This window comes from Geobacillus sp. BMUD, from assembly GCF_013096845.1.
Classification (GTDB): domain Bacteria; phylum Bacillota; class Bacilli; order Bacillales; family Anoxybacillaceae; genus Geobacillus; species Geobacillus vulcani.
Map to the genome: position 1 here is coordinate 626,723 of NZ_SDLA01000001.1, position 13,172 is coordinate 639,894.

Here is a 13,172-nt window from a genome sequence, read left to right on the forward strand (position 1 = left end):
GCGGTATGGGCATGGGGGGACATTCGAGAGCTCTTATAGTGACCGGTTGGCAAATGGAGTGATTTAAGCGGATTAAGGAGCCATCGTGTTTGGCGGAACGCCGAACGAATTGAATATCCACGTCAAAAACAAGTATTTGCTGTTGAGTTCCTAGTTTTACGAACTGCTAGAAGGTCGGTGAAAAAGTCCCCCCGAGACATAGGTCGGGGGGATGGTTTCAAAAAAGAAGAATTTTAGAATAGGAAGCAAGTGATGCTGAAAGCCTTTTGCCCCAGTCTCAGTTGCTTCCAATCGTCTAGCCGATGGGGCTCGGATGGTGCTCTGCTGTCTCTGAAAATGGGCGAAGAACTCCCAAACAGGGGAGAAAGAAGATTTTCGCGGCAAACCTTTTTCCGAGAAGGAGCTGCTAGGATCGTTTGGCAACGCTCGGTCGATGAAGGCGACCCATCCCGGCAGCAAAAGAACGCTCCATCCCAATTCGCTAGTCTTTTAACACCCGAAATGCCTCTCGCACTTTACGGGCAAACTCAAGCGGGGGCTCGATCGACTGAAAGTGCATATACATGGCCCGCGGTTGCTCAAACAACCAATGGTTGTGGACAGCGGTGACGGGAATGCCCCGTTTTGTCAACTCCTCTGGATGAGTGAAGCAAAGATGAGAAACAAATCGAGAGGAAAGCAGCGAAATGGTAAAACGGGCGAAAGGATCAGCCTTAATACAGGTTGAGCGCCGTCTTGACCCGCTTGATCTCCTTTTTGTTTTCGAACAGCTCTTCCACTAAAATTGTTTGGCCGTTGGCGACATCGGTGAGCCGCTGGTCCATGTCGGACACTTGTTCGCTTAACCGGTGCACTTGTTCGTTTGTTTGTTGCACTTGTTTGGTGAGCTGTTCGACTTGTTCGTTCGTTTGTTGCACTTGTTTGGTGAGCTGCTCGACTTGCTCGTTCGTTTGTTGCACTTGTTTGGTGAGCTGCTTGACTTGTTCGTTCGTTTGTTGCACTTGTTTGGCGAGTCGCTCGACTTGTCCGTTTGTTTGTTGAAGCTGATCGGCGAGCTCTTTGATGGCTTGCCAAATCATTTCATTGGTGATCTCCCCCATTCGACAATCCCCTTTCTCGTTTGATTCTTTTCTCTATCATTATACATGACGAAAGATGGGAACGATAGGGAAAAGATGACGAAATGTTTTTCTTTGCCGCGCTCCCTCTGAATGTGATATAACAAAAGAATGTCAACAGCATTGCGCATATTGGGGGATGAATGTCGTGATCCGTGTCAGCCATTTGCATAAATCGTTCCGCGTCCATCGCCGCGAAGCCGGATGGCTTGAGGCGGTGCGCCATTTATGGCGCCGTGACTACCGGATCGTCGAGGCGGTGAAAGACGTTTCGTTCACGATCGAAAAAGGGGAGATTGTCGGTTTTTTAGGCCCGAACGGGGCGGGGAAGACGACGACGATGAAAATGCTGGCCGGCCTGTTGCATCCGACGTCGGGGGAAATCACGGTCGGCGGTTTTGTGCCGTTTGAACAAAAGCCGGAGTTTAAAAAGATGATGAGCTTAGTGATGGGGCAAAAAAGCCAGCTTATTTGGGACATTCCGCCGATGGAGACGTTTTTGGTCAATAAAGCCATTTATGACATTGACGATCGGGTGTTCCGCCAGACGCTCGAGGAGCTCACCGAGCTGCTTGATTTGGCGCCCCTGTTGGACAAACCGACGCGCAGCTTGTCGCTCGGCCAGCGGATGCGCTGCGAGCTGGCGGCGGCGCTGTTGCATCGGCCGCACGTGTTGTTTTTAGATGAGCCGACGATCGGACTGGACGTTCATACGCAAGAAAACGTGCGCCGTTTTATCGTTGACTACAATCGAGAGCACGAGACGACCATTTTGTTGACGTCGCATTACATGGGTGATGTCGCCGCGCTTTGCGACCGGGTGATGATTATTAACTACGGGCGGCTCATTTACGACGGCGAGCTTTCGGTGCTGACGGAGAAACTGGCGCCGTACAAGCGGCTTGAGGTTCGGTTTTCGCGGCTGCCGAAGGTGAATTGGAGCGAGTATGGCGAAGTGGCGGAAGTCGAAGAGGGGGCGGTCGTGCTTAGAGTGGCGCGCGAGACGGCGGCGGAAACGGCGGCGCGGCTGCTTCAGCAGTTTGAAGTCCGTGACATCAATATCGAAGATCCGCCGCTGGAGGAAGTGATTGCGCGCGCGTTTCAGGAGGAGCACGTATGATTCGCAAATATATTGCCCTGCTGCGGATGAAATACATTGAAATGCTCGCGTATCGGCTCGCGACGTTCGTCTGGATGACGGGCGCGGTTACGCAGCCGCTCATCACGATGTTCGTCTGGATGAACATTCATCCGGAAGAGAGTGAGTCGTTTGTCTTTTATTTTATGGCGGTCATTTTTGTCGAGCGGATGACGAGCGCGTGGGACGTATGGGAGTTGGACCGTGAAATCCGTGAAGGGACGTTTTCGAACTTGTTGTTGCGGCCGCTTCATCCGATCCATTGGGCGATTGCGGAAAATGTCGTCTATAAATGGTTGTTTCTCGTCATTTTAGTGCCGGTTTGGGCGGTGGGGGCGGCGTTTTGGCCGGCGCTTCGCCCGCATATGACGGGAAGCCAAATTGGGTGGTTTTTGCTGGCGGTCGTGTTGGGGGCGGCGCTTCGTTTCTTGTTGAGTTACTCGTGCGGACTGCTGGCGTTTTGGGTGACCAAAGTGGCGGCCGTGTACGGCGTCATCGATGTCATTTCGCTGTTTTTGTCGGGAAGAATCGCGCCGCTTGAGCTGCTTCCGCCGCGGCTTCGGGAATGGAGCGAGTGGCTGCCGTTCCGCTATATGATCAGCTTTCCGATTGAAATCGCCACCGGAGCGGCGGATGGCGGGGAGTTGGTGCGCGGTTTTGCGATTGCTGGCGGGTGGATGGTGGTGTTGACGGCCGCTTTGCAATGGTTGTGGAGAGCGGGAATGCGAAAAAATCAGGCGGTAGGTGGATGAACGTGCGGCGGTATGGACGGGTGTTCCGCGAATTTTTCCGCGCTTGTTTGGTCGAGGAAATGGAATATCGGAGCGAGTTTTTCGGCAATGTCATCTCCAGCTTTTTCGGCATTGGCATGGCGCTGCTCACCATCCAGATCTTTTTTTTACCAGACGGATCGCTTAGGCGGCTGGACGTATGGGGAAGTGCTTGTGTTGCTTGGTGTCTTCAATACGTTGCGTGGATGTATCGATTTTGCGCTCCGCCCCAACATGCCGAGACTGCTTGAACACGTCCGGCGCGGCACGCTCGATTACGTGTTGACGAAGCCGGTCGACAGCATGTTTTACGTCAGCTTCCGTCACCTTGTTTTTTGGCGGCTCATCGATGTCGTGCTCGGCTTTGGCGTCATCGGCTACGGCTTGTATGTCGAACGCTACGTGCCATCGGTGGCGGACGTATTGGTGTTTCTTGTCGTCATGGCCGCTTCGTTCTTACTTATTTATTCCCTATGGATGATGCTCATGACGACGTCGTTTTGGGTGGTGCGCATCGACGACTTGTCGTTTATTTTCGACTCGTTTTTTGAAACGGCCCGCTTCCCCGGCAGCATGTACCGCGGCGCGGTTCGGATGGTGATCACCTACATATTGCCGGCCGTATTAATCACGAACACGCCCGCGCTGGCGCTGCTTGGCAAATGGAGTGCTCCGATAGCGTTTGCCGCTTTGGTTGTGGCTCTCCTCTTTTTATGGATTGCCCGCCGCTTTTGGCGCTTTGCCTTGCGCTTTTATACAGGAGCGGGCGGGTGAGGATTCATCCATCTTCAGGCAAAGGGTGTCTCGTTTTTGCTGAGACATCCTTTTTTCTTTGTTCCTCAAGCAAGATGTTGATTGACTTTTACGTCAACGTAAAATAAAATAAAATTCAGAATATTATATCTAAGAAGGGATGACGATGCACTATTTCACCATTTCCGATTTGGCGCACGAGTTTGATGTGAGCACGCGGACGATCCGCTATTACGAAGAGCGCGGGCTGCTTGCCCCGATTCGCACGGAATCCGGGCAGCGGCTGTATACGAAAAAGGAGCGGGCGAAGCTCAAGCTCATTTTGCGCGGCAAACGGTTCGGCTTCTCGCTTGACGAAATTCATGAGATGATTGCGCTGTTTGAGGAGGACCGCACTGGGAAGAAACAACTCGAAAAAACGGTCGAATACGGGCGGCGAAAACTGAAGGAGGTGAACGAACGGATCGAGGATTTGCTGCAACTGAAGGCGGAGATGGAATCCCTGCTTTCCGATTTTGAAAAGCGATTGCGAGAATGGGAGGAATCGGGCGGATGAACATTTCGGAGTTGCTTGCCCGCCAAGCGAGGAAATTTCCGGCGAAAACGGCGGTCATTGATGGGGAAACGGAGCTTTCGTATGCCGAAGTCGATCGCATGGTCAACCGTTTGGCTTCGTCATTGGCTCGACTTGGCGTCGGCCGCGGTGATAAAGTCGCGCTGTATATGCCGAATACGAAGGAGTTTGCCATTTCGTACTTTGCTGTTTTGCGCCTTGGCGCGGTTGTCGTGCCGATCAACGCCCGTCTTACGGCGGCGGAAGTGCAATACATTCTCGGCCATAGTGAAGCAAAATTGCTCATCGCCCACGATTGGGTGCATCAGGCGCTCGCCCCGCTTGTTGGTGGAAGCCATATCACCTGGATTAAGACAGGGGAGGCGGAAGACGGCTGGCTGTCGCTTGAGGAGTTGATCGGTTCAGGTGATCCGCAAGCGATCGTCTGTCCGGCCAAAGAGGACGATGAGGCGACGATTTTGTATACATCGGGAACAACAGGGCGGCCGAAAGGCGTGTTGTTCACGCACCGCAACATTCTCACGGTCGCGGACATGATCGTGATCGAAACGAAAATCGACCGTCAAAGCCGCCTGTTGCACCTGATGCCGCTCAGCCACTCGGCGCCGCTTCATCTGTTTTTTGTCGGCGGCACGTATGTGGGCGCGACCCATGTCTTGGCGCCTGCATTTTCCCCGGATGCCTTGCTGGAACTGGTCGAGCGTCATAAGATCACCCACTTTTTCGGTGCGCCGGTGGTGTATTTGTTGACGGCGAAGCATCCGCGGTTTTCGGATTATGATCTTTCTTCCGTCCGTTGTTGGATGTACGGCGGGGCGCCGCTGTCGCGTGAGGAAGTGCGGTTTGTCGCCGACTGCTTTGGCGTCGAGCGGATGATGTGTTTATACGGTTTGACCGAAGCCGGCCCGAACGGCACGTACTTGGCGCCTGAGGAGCATGCGGAGAAAGCAGGAAGCGTCGGCCGCTATGCTGCCCTCCATTGTGAAGTGGCGATCGTGGACGAAAACGGGCAGGAAGTCGCGCCCGGCGAGGTCGGCGAGATCGTGCTGCGCGGGGAGGGCGTGATGAAAGGATATTACAAAGACGAGGAAAAAACGAATGAAGCGATCCGAAACGGCTGGCTGTACACAGGAGACTTGGCGCGCCGTGACGAGGACGGCTACATTTGGATCGTCGACCGGAAGAAAGATGTCATTATTTCCGGCGGTGTCAACATCTATCCAAAGGAAGTTGAAGATGTGTTGCGGACGCATCCAGCGATCGCCGATGTCGCCGTAATCGGCGTGCCGCATCCGGAGTGGGGGGAAACAGCGAAAGCGTTCGTTGTGTTGAGTGCACCGCTTGAGTCGCTTGCTGAGGAGTGTAAGCGTTTCCTGTCTGGCAAACTGGCTGACTATAAAATCCCCCGCTTGTATGAGGTGATCGCTGAATTGCCGCGCAATGCGACGGGAAAAGTGCTGAAACAAGCGCTGCGGGCGCGGGAGGCGGCAACACAGAAGACACAGGCATGAATAAGAAGGGAGGAAAGGGGAAAGAGGATGAAACCGCTTCGTGAAGCCGATCCGAATTTGCTGGCGAATTTGAAACGGCATTTGGATGATGAGTTGTACCAATATGCAGAGGAAAAACTCTCATCGTTTTACGAGTTTTGTTTGACGGACGTCGACCGCCGCGCCGTGCATACCGATCGTGAAGGGCAGCCGCGCCTGATTAAATATGACCGCTTTGGAAACGACATTTCCGAAGTGTGGGTGAACGAAGGGTACGAGCAGACGGCGAAACAAACGTACGAAACGGGAATCGTCGGGTATGTGCACAAACCGATTCCCGAGCTTGGGAGAAAAGGAAACTACATGTATTCGTACGCCCAAGGGTACATTTTATCCCAAGCCGAGCCGGGGTTTTATTGTCCGGTGACGCTGACGATGGCAACCGCCTATGTGCTTGAACATTTTGCCGACGACGAGTTAAAAGCACGGTACTTGCCCCATGTCATTTCCACCGGCGAGGTCGAGCTGTATGAAGGGGCGACGTTTTTAACGGAGCGGCAAGGCGGGTCGGATGTTGGCGCCAACGCCGTGCGCGCCGTGCCGTGCGGCGATCATTATCAGTTATACGGGGAAAAATATTTTGCCAGCAACGCCGGGCGCTGCGGTGTGGCGCTCGTGTTGGCGCGCATTGACGGGAGCGGTCCGGGGACGAAGGGGCTGAGCTTGTTTCTCGTCCCATGGCGCAACGAGGATGGAACATTAAACGGCATCACCATCCGCCGCTTAAAAGATAAATTAGGGGTGCGCGCCGTGCCGTCGGCCGAAGTCGTGTTTGATGGCGCCAAGGCGTATGTCGTCGGCGATCCGCGCAAAGGCTTCTATTATATGATGGAAGCGCTTAATCTCTCGCGCGTCTGCAATGCGATCGCCTCGGTCGGCATCATGAAGCGGGCGCTCGAGGAAGCGAAACAATACGCTGAGCAGCGCACGGCGTTTGGCCGGCGATTGACCGATTACCCGATGGTGCGCGCGACGCTTGCCGACTTGACGGCGCGGCAAGAGGTGGAAACGAGCGCCTGTTTTGACATGGTCGCCTTGTTTGACCGCGTCATGACCGCGCCGCACGAGGCAGATGAGGGAGAGAAAGCCTGGCTCCGGCTTCTGATTGCGCTCCTTAAGATGCGTACGGCCGAAGAGGCGATCGCGTTTAGCCATGAGGCGATTGAACTGCACGGCGGCAACGGATACATTGAAGATTTCGTCACCCCGCGCCTGCTCCGCGACGCCCAAGTGCTGACCGTTTGGGAAGGGACGGCCAACATTTTGGCGCTCGAGGTGCTGCGGCTCATGCGCAAATACCGCATTCACGAGCGGTTTGCCGCCGAGATGAAGGCACGGCTTGAGTGGGTGGCGGACGAGATGAAGCCGCTTGCCCGCCCGGTTGAAGAAGGGGTGAAGGAATGGATGGCGGCGCTCGCGCGTCTTGGCGGCCAAGCGGACGAGGTGCAGACGTTTCATGCGAAAACGGTGGCCAATCGGATGTGCGATGTGTATTTGAGCGTCATCGCCCTCGAACGCGGGCAAGAAAACGAGCGGAACAAGCGGATCGCCGAGCTGTTTTTGCGCCATGTGTGGGAGCGCGGGCTTGTCGACGAGCGGATGACATCGGTGCGTGAGTTTGACTTGATCGTCAGATGTAAAGGAGCGTCTGCGCCGCTTGCTCATTCGTAAGTTGGCGGCATGGAGCGGGCCATGGACAAAAGGGATGTTCGTTTTTGGCGGACATCTCTTTTTTTGATTGCCAAATGAGCCATTCAACAAGTAGGATGAAAGAAAGGAAGGGGGAAAACCGATATGGAAGTGGTGCGCACACCGCGCCGAGCGAAACGGCGCATTTGGATTTCGGCGGCCATTGGCGTTGTCATTTTCGGGTTGCTCGTTTGCGTCGGTTTATCCGTTTACGTCGGCTGGCAGTTGACGCATAAACCGCGCGCACCGATTACCGTGACGCCGAAAGACTACGGCATGGCGTATGAAAGCGCGACATTTACAAGCAAAGATGGGAAAACGGCGCTCAAAGGCTGGATCATTCCGCCTAACGGGGCGGCGAAGATGACGGTCATTTTTGCCCACGGATACGGCAACAATCGCATTCAAGAAAATGTACCGTTTTTGCCGCTCGCCAAACGGCTGGTTGACGAAGGGTACCGCGTCGTCTTGTTTGATTTTCGCGCCAGCGGCGAGTCGGGAGGCGATATGATTACGATCGGCGTCAAAGAGAAGGATGATTTGCTTGGCGTGATCGATTACGCGAAGAAACACTTCCATGAACCGATCGCACTGTACGGTGTTTCGATGGGGGCGGCGACGTCGATTTTGGCAGCGGCAGAAGACAGTGATGTTCGCGGGGTGATTGCGGACAGCCCGTTTAGCGACCTCGAATCGTATTTGCGCGCCAACATGCCGGTATGGACGCACTTGCCGAACGTGCCGTTTACTTACTTGATTTTAGCGATCGTCCCGGCGCTTGCGGATTTGGATTTGGGTGTGTCTTCGCCCATCCATGCGGTCGATCGTGTCGCGCCCAGGCCGATTTTGTTCATCCACAGCAAAGACGACCGTTCGATTCCATACAAAGAAAGTGTGAAGTTGTACAACACCCATCCGGATGCGTTTCAGCTATGGCTGACGGACAAAGCGGATCATGTGAAAAGTTTTTCTCTCTACAGCAATGAGTATGTAGAACGAGTGTCGGCGTTTTTGCGCTCATTGGTAAAAACTTCTTCCTAAGGCGGCTGCGATTCGTGTTCGGCCGCTTTTTGTATTATAATGGAAGAAATAGAGAATTAAGATGGCATTGATCAACGAATCAAGGAGTGAATGCCATGTGCGGTCGGTTTACGTTGACAGCTGATTTGGAAACATTGCGGGCGTTGTTTCGTTTCCGTTATCAAGGTTCGCTTGCGCCTCGGTTCAACATCGCCCCGGGTCAAGATGTGTTGACCGTCGTCACCGAAGGGGAGGAGAGAGTCGGGAAAATGATGCGCTGGGGGCTTGTGCCGTTTTGGGCGAAAGACGTTCGCATCGGCGCCAAAATGATCAACGCCCGGGCGGAAACAGTCGATGAGAAGGCGAGTTTTCGCCATGCGTTCAAGCGGCGGCGCTGTTTGATTTTAGCCGATGGATTTTATGAGTGGAGAAAAGAGGGAGCGAAAAAAGTGCCCTATCGGTTTACGCTCGCAACGGATGTGCCGTTTGCGTTCGCCGGTCTGTGGGAGCGCTGGGAGGGAGCGAGCGGGCCGCTTGAGACGTGCACGATCATTACGACGAGGGCGAACGAGCTCATCGCCCCCATTCACGACCGGATGCCGGTCATCCTGCCTTCTGAGCGGCATGACGACTGGCTGGATCCAAGCTTGGATGACAGCGAGTATTTGAAAATGTTCCTGCAGCCATATCCGAGCGAACGAATGCGAATGTACGAAGTGGCGCCGCTGGTCAATTCGCCGAAAAACGATGTGAGCGCCTGCATTGAGCCCGTCAACAGCCGGCCAATGGAGGGAACGTGATGCATCCTGTCATCTTGTTTGATGGCGATTGCCTATTTTGCCGTGGGAGTGTACACTGGATCGTTGCCCGCGACCGTCAGGCGGTGTTCCGCTTTGCGGCGCAACAGAGCGCCGTTGGTCAAGCATTGTTGGCCAAGCAGGAGATGTCAGCGGGAGACAGCGTCGTCCTCATCGAGAACGGTTGCTGTTATGTAAAATCTGATGCTGTCCTGCGCATCGGACGTCGTCTTGCTTGGCCTTGGAATTGGCTGGCAGCGTCTGGATTTCTTGTCCCGCGGCTGTTGCGCGATCATATATATGACACGGTCGCCAACCATCGGCATCGTCTTGCTCTGAAGCGCGATCATTGTCAGCTGCCGCCGCCTGAGCTACGATCCCGCTTTCTTGATGAATGGCCGCTGCGGTGAAGAAGGAAAATACGCCCGTTTGTCGTATTGAAAAGGGAAAGAAACGAGGGAGGGGAAATGGGTATGGCAAATGGAACAACACGGTGGCTTAATGATTGCACGCCTCGGGCGCTTGAGCATTTTGCCGATGAATTGATCGCTATGGCCGAGCAAAGTGCGGACGAGGCTCGGCGCCGGTTTTACGAAGGGATGGCGGTGGCGGCGAAACTCATCGCGCTCCGGTGGGAAGGAAAATGCGCCTATATTGATGATCAGTTGCTTGATAATGTATACGAGGCGTTGACGGTCTTCTCATTGGAAAAAATTGAGGAGACGTTGTCCTTGGAGGCAGAAAAGGCGCATGGCGGCGGCCGTTGCTCGTTTTGTCTCAAAGAAAAACCAAGGCTGGCCCAAGGTCCGCTGGCGGCGATTTGTGACGATTGCCTGCAGTTTGGGCTGCAAGTGATCGCCAAGCGGCCTTGAGCAAGACGGCGGTCATCGTGAAGGCGATGGCCGTCGTTTTTCGGCAAAATGGATAAGCGGATATGATAAGGCGCAAGGCGGCGTTGATCTTCTTCCCCCCTACTTGCCTACGGTGGGAACGAGGTTCTTCGTGGTGAAGATATGGTAGAAGATATGAGGATTGTGTGGCAGTGGCGCGTCCCGGCTGTTGGTGTTGCTTCCATCTCCATTTCGGTTTTCCTCCTTAATTACCTGTTGGCTTTGGCGGTTGCCTTCTGCAGCTTAAGGGAAACGTTTCGGCGCGTCTTCCCTTGTGAAAACATGGTACATCAAACATAGCAGTGGAAATCGAAAGGGGAAAAAAACATGATTCCGATCGTAACATCTAATGAGATGTACGCCATCGACCGAGAAGTGACGGAGCGGATCGGCATCAGCGCTGATTCGTTGATGGAAAACGCCGGACAGGCGCTGTTTTCAGCACTGAAAGAACGAATTTCACGCGCTGCTAACGTGGCGGTGCTTGCCGGGGCGGGCAACAACGGCGGAGATGGGTTTGTCGTTGCCCGCATGTTGAAAAGCTACGGCTACGAAACCGATGTATGGCTCGTTCCACCAAAGGAAAAGGTGAAAGGAGCGGCGCGCACCGCGCTTGAGGTGTACGAGCGGTCCGGGTATTCGTGGATTCCGTATGAAGGGAATGAACAAGAGTTTGCGATGCGTGCGCCGCACTACGACGTGATCATTGATGCGCTCCTTGGCATCGGCGTGAAAGGCGAGGTTCGCTCTCCGTATCAAGAAATCATTGAACAACTGAACCGCTCGCGGGCTGTTGTGTACGCAATCGATGTGCCAAGCGGGGTGCCGGCCGAGGGCGGTGATGTGGCTGCAGCCGTTCGCGCGGATGTGACGTTCACCATTCAATGCCCGAAGCTTGGGGCGTATACGTTCCCAGCGGCCGATTATTACGGAGAGCTTGTTGTTGTGGATATCGGCATTCCGCCGCTCGTGGTCAAAACGAATGCAGCCCGTCGGTTCGTGTGGGAGCGAAGCGATGTCATGCGGACGATGCCAAAGCGGAGGCGGTCCTCGCATAAAGGAACGTATGGCAAACTGCTTGTAGTCGGCGGATCGAAAGCTATGGCAGGAGCGGTGACGCTCGCCGCCAAGGCAGCGCTGCGAAGCGGGGCTGGGTTGGTGACCATGACTGTTCCAGAAACAGTGTACGAAGCCGTTGCCAATCGGATGCCCGAGGCGATGTGCAGGCCATGGCCGGCCGAAGGGGGAGCGTTTGCCGGAGCGACCGATTGGGACGGGCTGGATGTCGATGCGCTCGCCGTTGGTCCAGGCATGGGGAGAACGGAGGGGGCGCGCCGCCTGGTCTGCGAACTTGTGCGCCGGCCGGTGCCGCTTGTCCTCGATGCGGACGCCCTGTTTTTTTGGGAAGATTATGCTGAACAAGTGCGACGCCGAAGCGCGCCGACGGTGATCACCCCGCATCCGGGGGAAATGGCGCGCATCGTCCATCGCTCCATTCGCGAGGTCGAGCACGACCGCTTTGGGTTATCCAAGCGGTTGGCGATGGAATATGGCGTGTATGTCGTGTTGAAAGGGCCGTACACGATCGTCACCACGCCGGATGGATCACAATATGTCAACACGACCGGCAATCCGGCTTTGGCGAAAGGCGGCAGCGGTGACGTGTTAACGGGCATTGTGGGGGCGTTTTTGTTGCAGCACGAGGCGGTGCAGCCGGCGGTGAGCAATGCGGTGTTCGTGCATGGAAAGGCTGCTGATTGGCTTGTTCAACACGGTCATTCGCCCTGGGATGTATTGGCGTCGGACGTTGTGGAGGCCTTGCCGGCTGTGCTCGCTTCGCTGGCGTGATCAACCGGTCCATTGAAAGGGGCGCTGGGGGATGAAAACGATCCAGCTGGCTTGCGAATAACCGGCTGGCGTTTTTCTTTCTCTCAGCCTTCTGCGCATAAGGCATGTGGTTTGGGCGCAAACTTTACATGCATTTCTTATAGAAGGGAGTGATATATGGTGAACAAGAAGCCATGGTTGTTGTTGATCCTTTGCCTTGCCCTGCTGCTGCCGGGATACAGTTATGCTCTGAACGTGACAAGCCGGACGATTCAATACAAGGACAAACTCATCGAAGTCAATATAGCGATTCCGATCATATCGGGGGCGGTGAATAAGCCGTTTCAGCAAAAAGCCAATCGCCTATTGCAAAAACAAGCTCTTGATTTCAAAAGGGAAATAGAAAAACAGGCCAAGCAAAATTTTGTCCTCAGCCAGCAGCAAGGGTTTCCGTATCATCTCCATACGGCGGTCAGCCGGTTTGATGTCACGTATAACCAAAACGGCATTGTAAGCATCCCTGTCGAGTTTTACAGCTATACGGGAGGCGCTCATGGGATGACGGTGAAAATCCCTCACAATTTCGATTTTAACCAGGGCAAAGAGTTGAAATTAAGCGATTTATTCAAAAAGGGAAGCCGTTATCAACAAGTGATTGTTGAAGAAATCGTCAAGCAGATCGAAAAAGAGCCGGACATATATTTTGAAAACGCGGTAGATGTGGTCAAAGAGTTGAAAAACGGCCAGCCATACTATCTCACTCCGAAGGGGATAGTTGTGTACTATGGGCTGTATGAAATAGCCCCTTACGCCGCCGGCATTCGCGAATTCCTGATCCCATTTTCAACGCTGAAGCCATATTTGCGGCTGCAGCTGTAATTGCTGGTTTATCAGCCGACATTCATCTTCCACTGATCGCTGGGCTGCGCCCTTTACGCGCTTGAAGCGGAGTCTTCTTTCGAAACGATGATCAACGTTGCGGAAAGGCGGCAGTTTCACTTTTGGACAAACATTGATATCATGAATGTATAAAGAGAAGGGAGATG

General features: G+C 54.3%; 12 protein-coding genes and 2 pseudogenes. 12 read left to right on the forward strand and 2 right to left on the reverse strand.

All coding sequences use genetic code 11. From position 1 onward, the window contains the following. Positions 1 to 481 precede the first annotated feature (481 nt). Positions 482 to 634 (reverse strand): annotated as a pseudogene (locus ETC05_RS03005) (DUF1259 domain-containing protein); the annotation flags it as partial. A 79-nt stretch (positions 635 to 713) separates the two neighbouring features. Beyond that, positions 714 to 1,100, reverse strand: coding sequence for a DUF5798 family protein (locus ETC05_RS03010; RefSeq protein ID WP_171660340.1), 387 nt, complete (start codon positions 1,098 to 1,100; stop codon positions 714 to 716). Between the two features lie 166 nt (positions 1,101 to 1,266). Here ETC05_RS03010 and ETC05_RS03015 point away from each other — a divergent pair, with 166 nt between their 5' ends. The 12 genes and pseudogenes from ETC05_RS03015 (at position 1,267) to ETC05_RS03070 (ending at position 13,005) form a co-directional block, all read left to right on the forward strand. Next, positions 1,267 to 2,238 carry an ABC transporter ATP-binding protein gene (locus tag ETC05_RS03015; protein ID WP_171660410.1) on the forward strand — a complete coding sequence of 324 codons (972 nt, stop codon included), beginning with the start codon at positions 1,267 to 1,269 and terminating at the stop codon, positions 2,236 to 2,238. Then, a complete protein-coding gene (locus ETC05_RS03020; RefSeq protein WP_031409932.1) occupies positions 2,235 to 3,008 on the forward strand; it encodes an ABC transporter permease in 774 nt (257 codons plus the stop codon). The genes ETC05_RS03015 and ETC05_RS03020 overlap by 4 nt, the downstream gene beginning before the upstream one ends. Before the next feature lie 2 nt (positions 3,009 to 3,010). Then, positions 3,011 to 3,800: pseudogene (locus ETC05_RS03025) on the forward strand (ABC transporter permease). A gap of 145 nt (positions 3,801 to 3,945) precedes the next feature. Next, the gene (locus tag ETC05_RS03030) at positions 3,946 to 4,335 is read left to right on the forward strand and encodes a MerR family transcriptional regulator (protein ID WP_171660341.1); all 390 of its coding nucleotides are present in this window, start codon (positions 3,946 to 3,948) and stop codon (positions 4,333 to 4,335) included. Further along, positions 4,332 to 5,864 carry a class I adenylate-forming enzyme family protein gene (locus ETC05_RS03035; protein ID WP_171660342.1) on the forward strand — a complete coding sequence of 511 codons (1,533 nt, stop codon included), beginning with the start codon at positions 4,332 to 4,334 and terminating at the stop codon, positions 5,862 to 5,864. The genes ETC05_RS03030 and ETC05_RS03035 overlap by 4 nt, the downstream gene beginning before the upstream one ends. Positions 5,865 to 5,891: 27 nt before the next feature. Beyond that, complete coding sequence (locus tag ETC05_RS03040) at positions 5,892 to 7,574, forward strand: acyl-CoA dehydrogenase family protein (RefSeq protein ID WP_171660343.1); 1,683 nt, start codon at positions 5,892 to 5,894, stop codon at positions 7,572 to 7,574. Between the two features lie 123 nt (positions 7,575 to 7,697). Then, complete coding sequence (locus ETC05_RS03045; protein ID WP_171660344.1) at positions 7,698 to 8,633, forward strand: alpha/beta hydrolase; 936 nt, start codon at positions 7,698 to 7,700, stop codon at positions 8,631 to 8,633. Positions 8,634 to 8,728: 95 nt separating this feature from the next. Next, positions 8,729 to 9,412, forward strand: a complete 684-nt coding sequence (locus ETC05_RS03050) for an SOS response-associated peptidase (protein ID WP_171660345.1) — start codon at positions 8,729 to 8,731, stop codon at positions 9,410 to 9,412. Beyond that, the gene (locus tag ETC05_RS03055; protein WP_171660346.1) at positions 9,412 to 9,819 is read left to right on the forward strand and encodes a thiol-disulfide oxidoreductase DCC family protein; all 408 of its coding nucleotides are present in this window, start codon (positions 9,412 to 9,414) and stop codon (positions 9,817 to 9,819) included. The genes ETC05_RS03050 and ETC05_RS03055 overlap by 1 nt, the downstream gene beginning before the upstream one ends. Before the next feature lie 63 nt (positions 9,820 to 9,882). Next, a complete protein-coding gene (locus ETC05_RS03060; RefSeq protein WP_031409918.1) occupies positions 9,883 to 10,281 on the forward strand; it encodes a hypothetical protein in 399 nt (132 codons plus the stop codon). 345 nt (positions 10,282 to 10,626) lie between these two features. Next, positions 10,627 to 12,147: an NAD(P)H-hydrate dehydratase gene (locus ETC05_RS03065; protein WP_171660347.1), complete on the forward strand. Its 1,521-nt coding sequence runs from the start codon at positions 10,627 to 10,629 to the stop codon at positions 12,145 to 12,147. 156 nt (positions 12,148 to 12,303) lie between these two features. Next, a complete protein-coding gene (locus tag ETC05_RS03070) occupies positions 12,304 to 13,005 on the forward strand; it encodes a DUF3298 and DUF4163 domain-containing protein (RefSeq protein WP_171660348.1) in 702 nt (233 codons plus the stop codon). Positions 13,006 to 13,172: the final 167 nt, after the last annotated feature.

Coding starts and splice junctions, on each gene's coding strand:
- ETC05_RS03010 (WP_171660340.1), bottom strand. CDS start 1,100: ATGGGGGAGATCACCAATGAAATGATTTGGCAAGCCATCAAAGAGCTC.
- ETC05_RS03020 (WP_031409932.1), top strand. CDS start 2,235: ATGATTCGCAAATATATTGCCCTGCTGCGGATGAAATACATTGAAATG.
- ETC05_RS03030 (WP_171660341.1), top strand. CDS start 3,946: ATGCACTATTTCACCATTTCCGATTTGGCGCACGAGTTTGATGTGAGC.
- ETC05_RS03035 (WP_171660342.1), top strand. CDS start 4,332: ATGAACATTTCGGAGTTGCTTGCCCGCCAAGCGAGGAAATTTCCGGCG.
- ETC05_RS03040 (WP_171660343.1), top strand. CDS start 5,892: ATGAAACCGCTTCGTGAAGCCGATCCGAATTTGCTGGCGAATTTGAAA.
- ETC05_RS03045 (WP_171660344.1), top strand. CDS start 7,698: ATGGAAGTGGTGCGCACACCGCGCCGAGCGAAACGGCGCATTTGGATT.
- ETC05_RS03050 (WP_171660345.1), top strand. CDS start 8,729: ATGTGCGGTCGGTTTACGTTGACAGCTGATTTGGAAACATTGCGGGCG.
- ETC05_RS03055 (WP_171660346.1), top strand. CDS start 9,412: ATGCATCCTGTCATCTTGTTTGATGGCGATTGCCTATTTTGCCGTGGG.
- ETC05_RS03060 (WP_031409918.1), top strand. CDS start 9,883: ATGGCAAATGGAACAACACGGTGGCTTAATGATTGCACGCCTCGGGCG.
- ETC05_RS03065 (WP_171660347.1), top strand. CDS start 10,627: ATGATTCCGATCGTAACATCTAATGAGATGTACGCCATCGACCGAGAA.
- ETC05_RS03070 (WP_171660348.1), top strand. CDS start 12,304: ATGGTGAACAAGAAGCCATGGTTGTTGTTGATCCTTTGCCTTGCCCTG.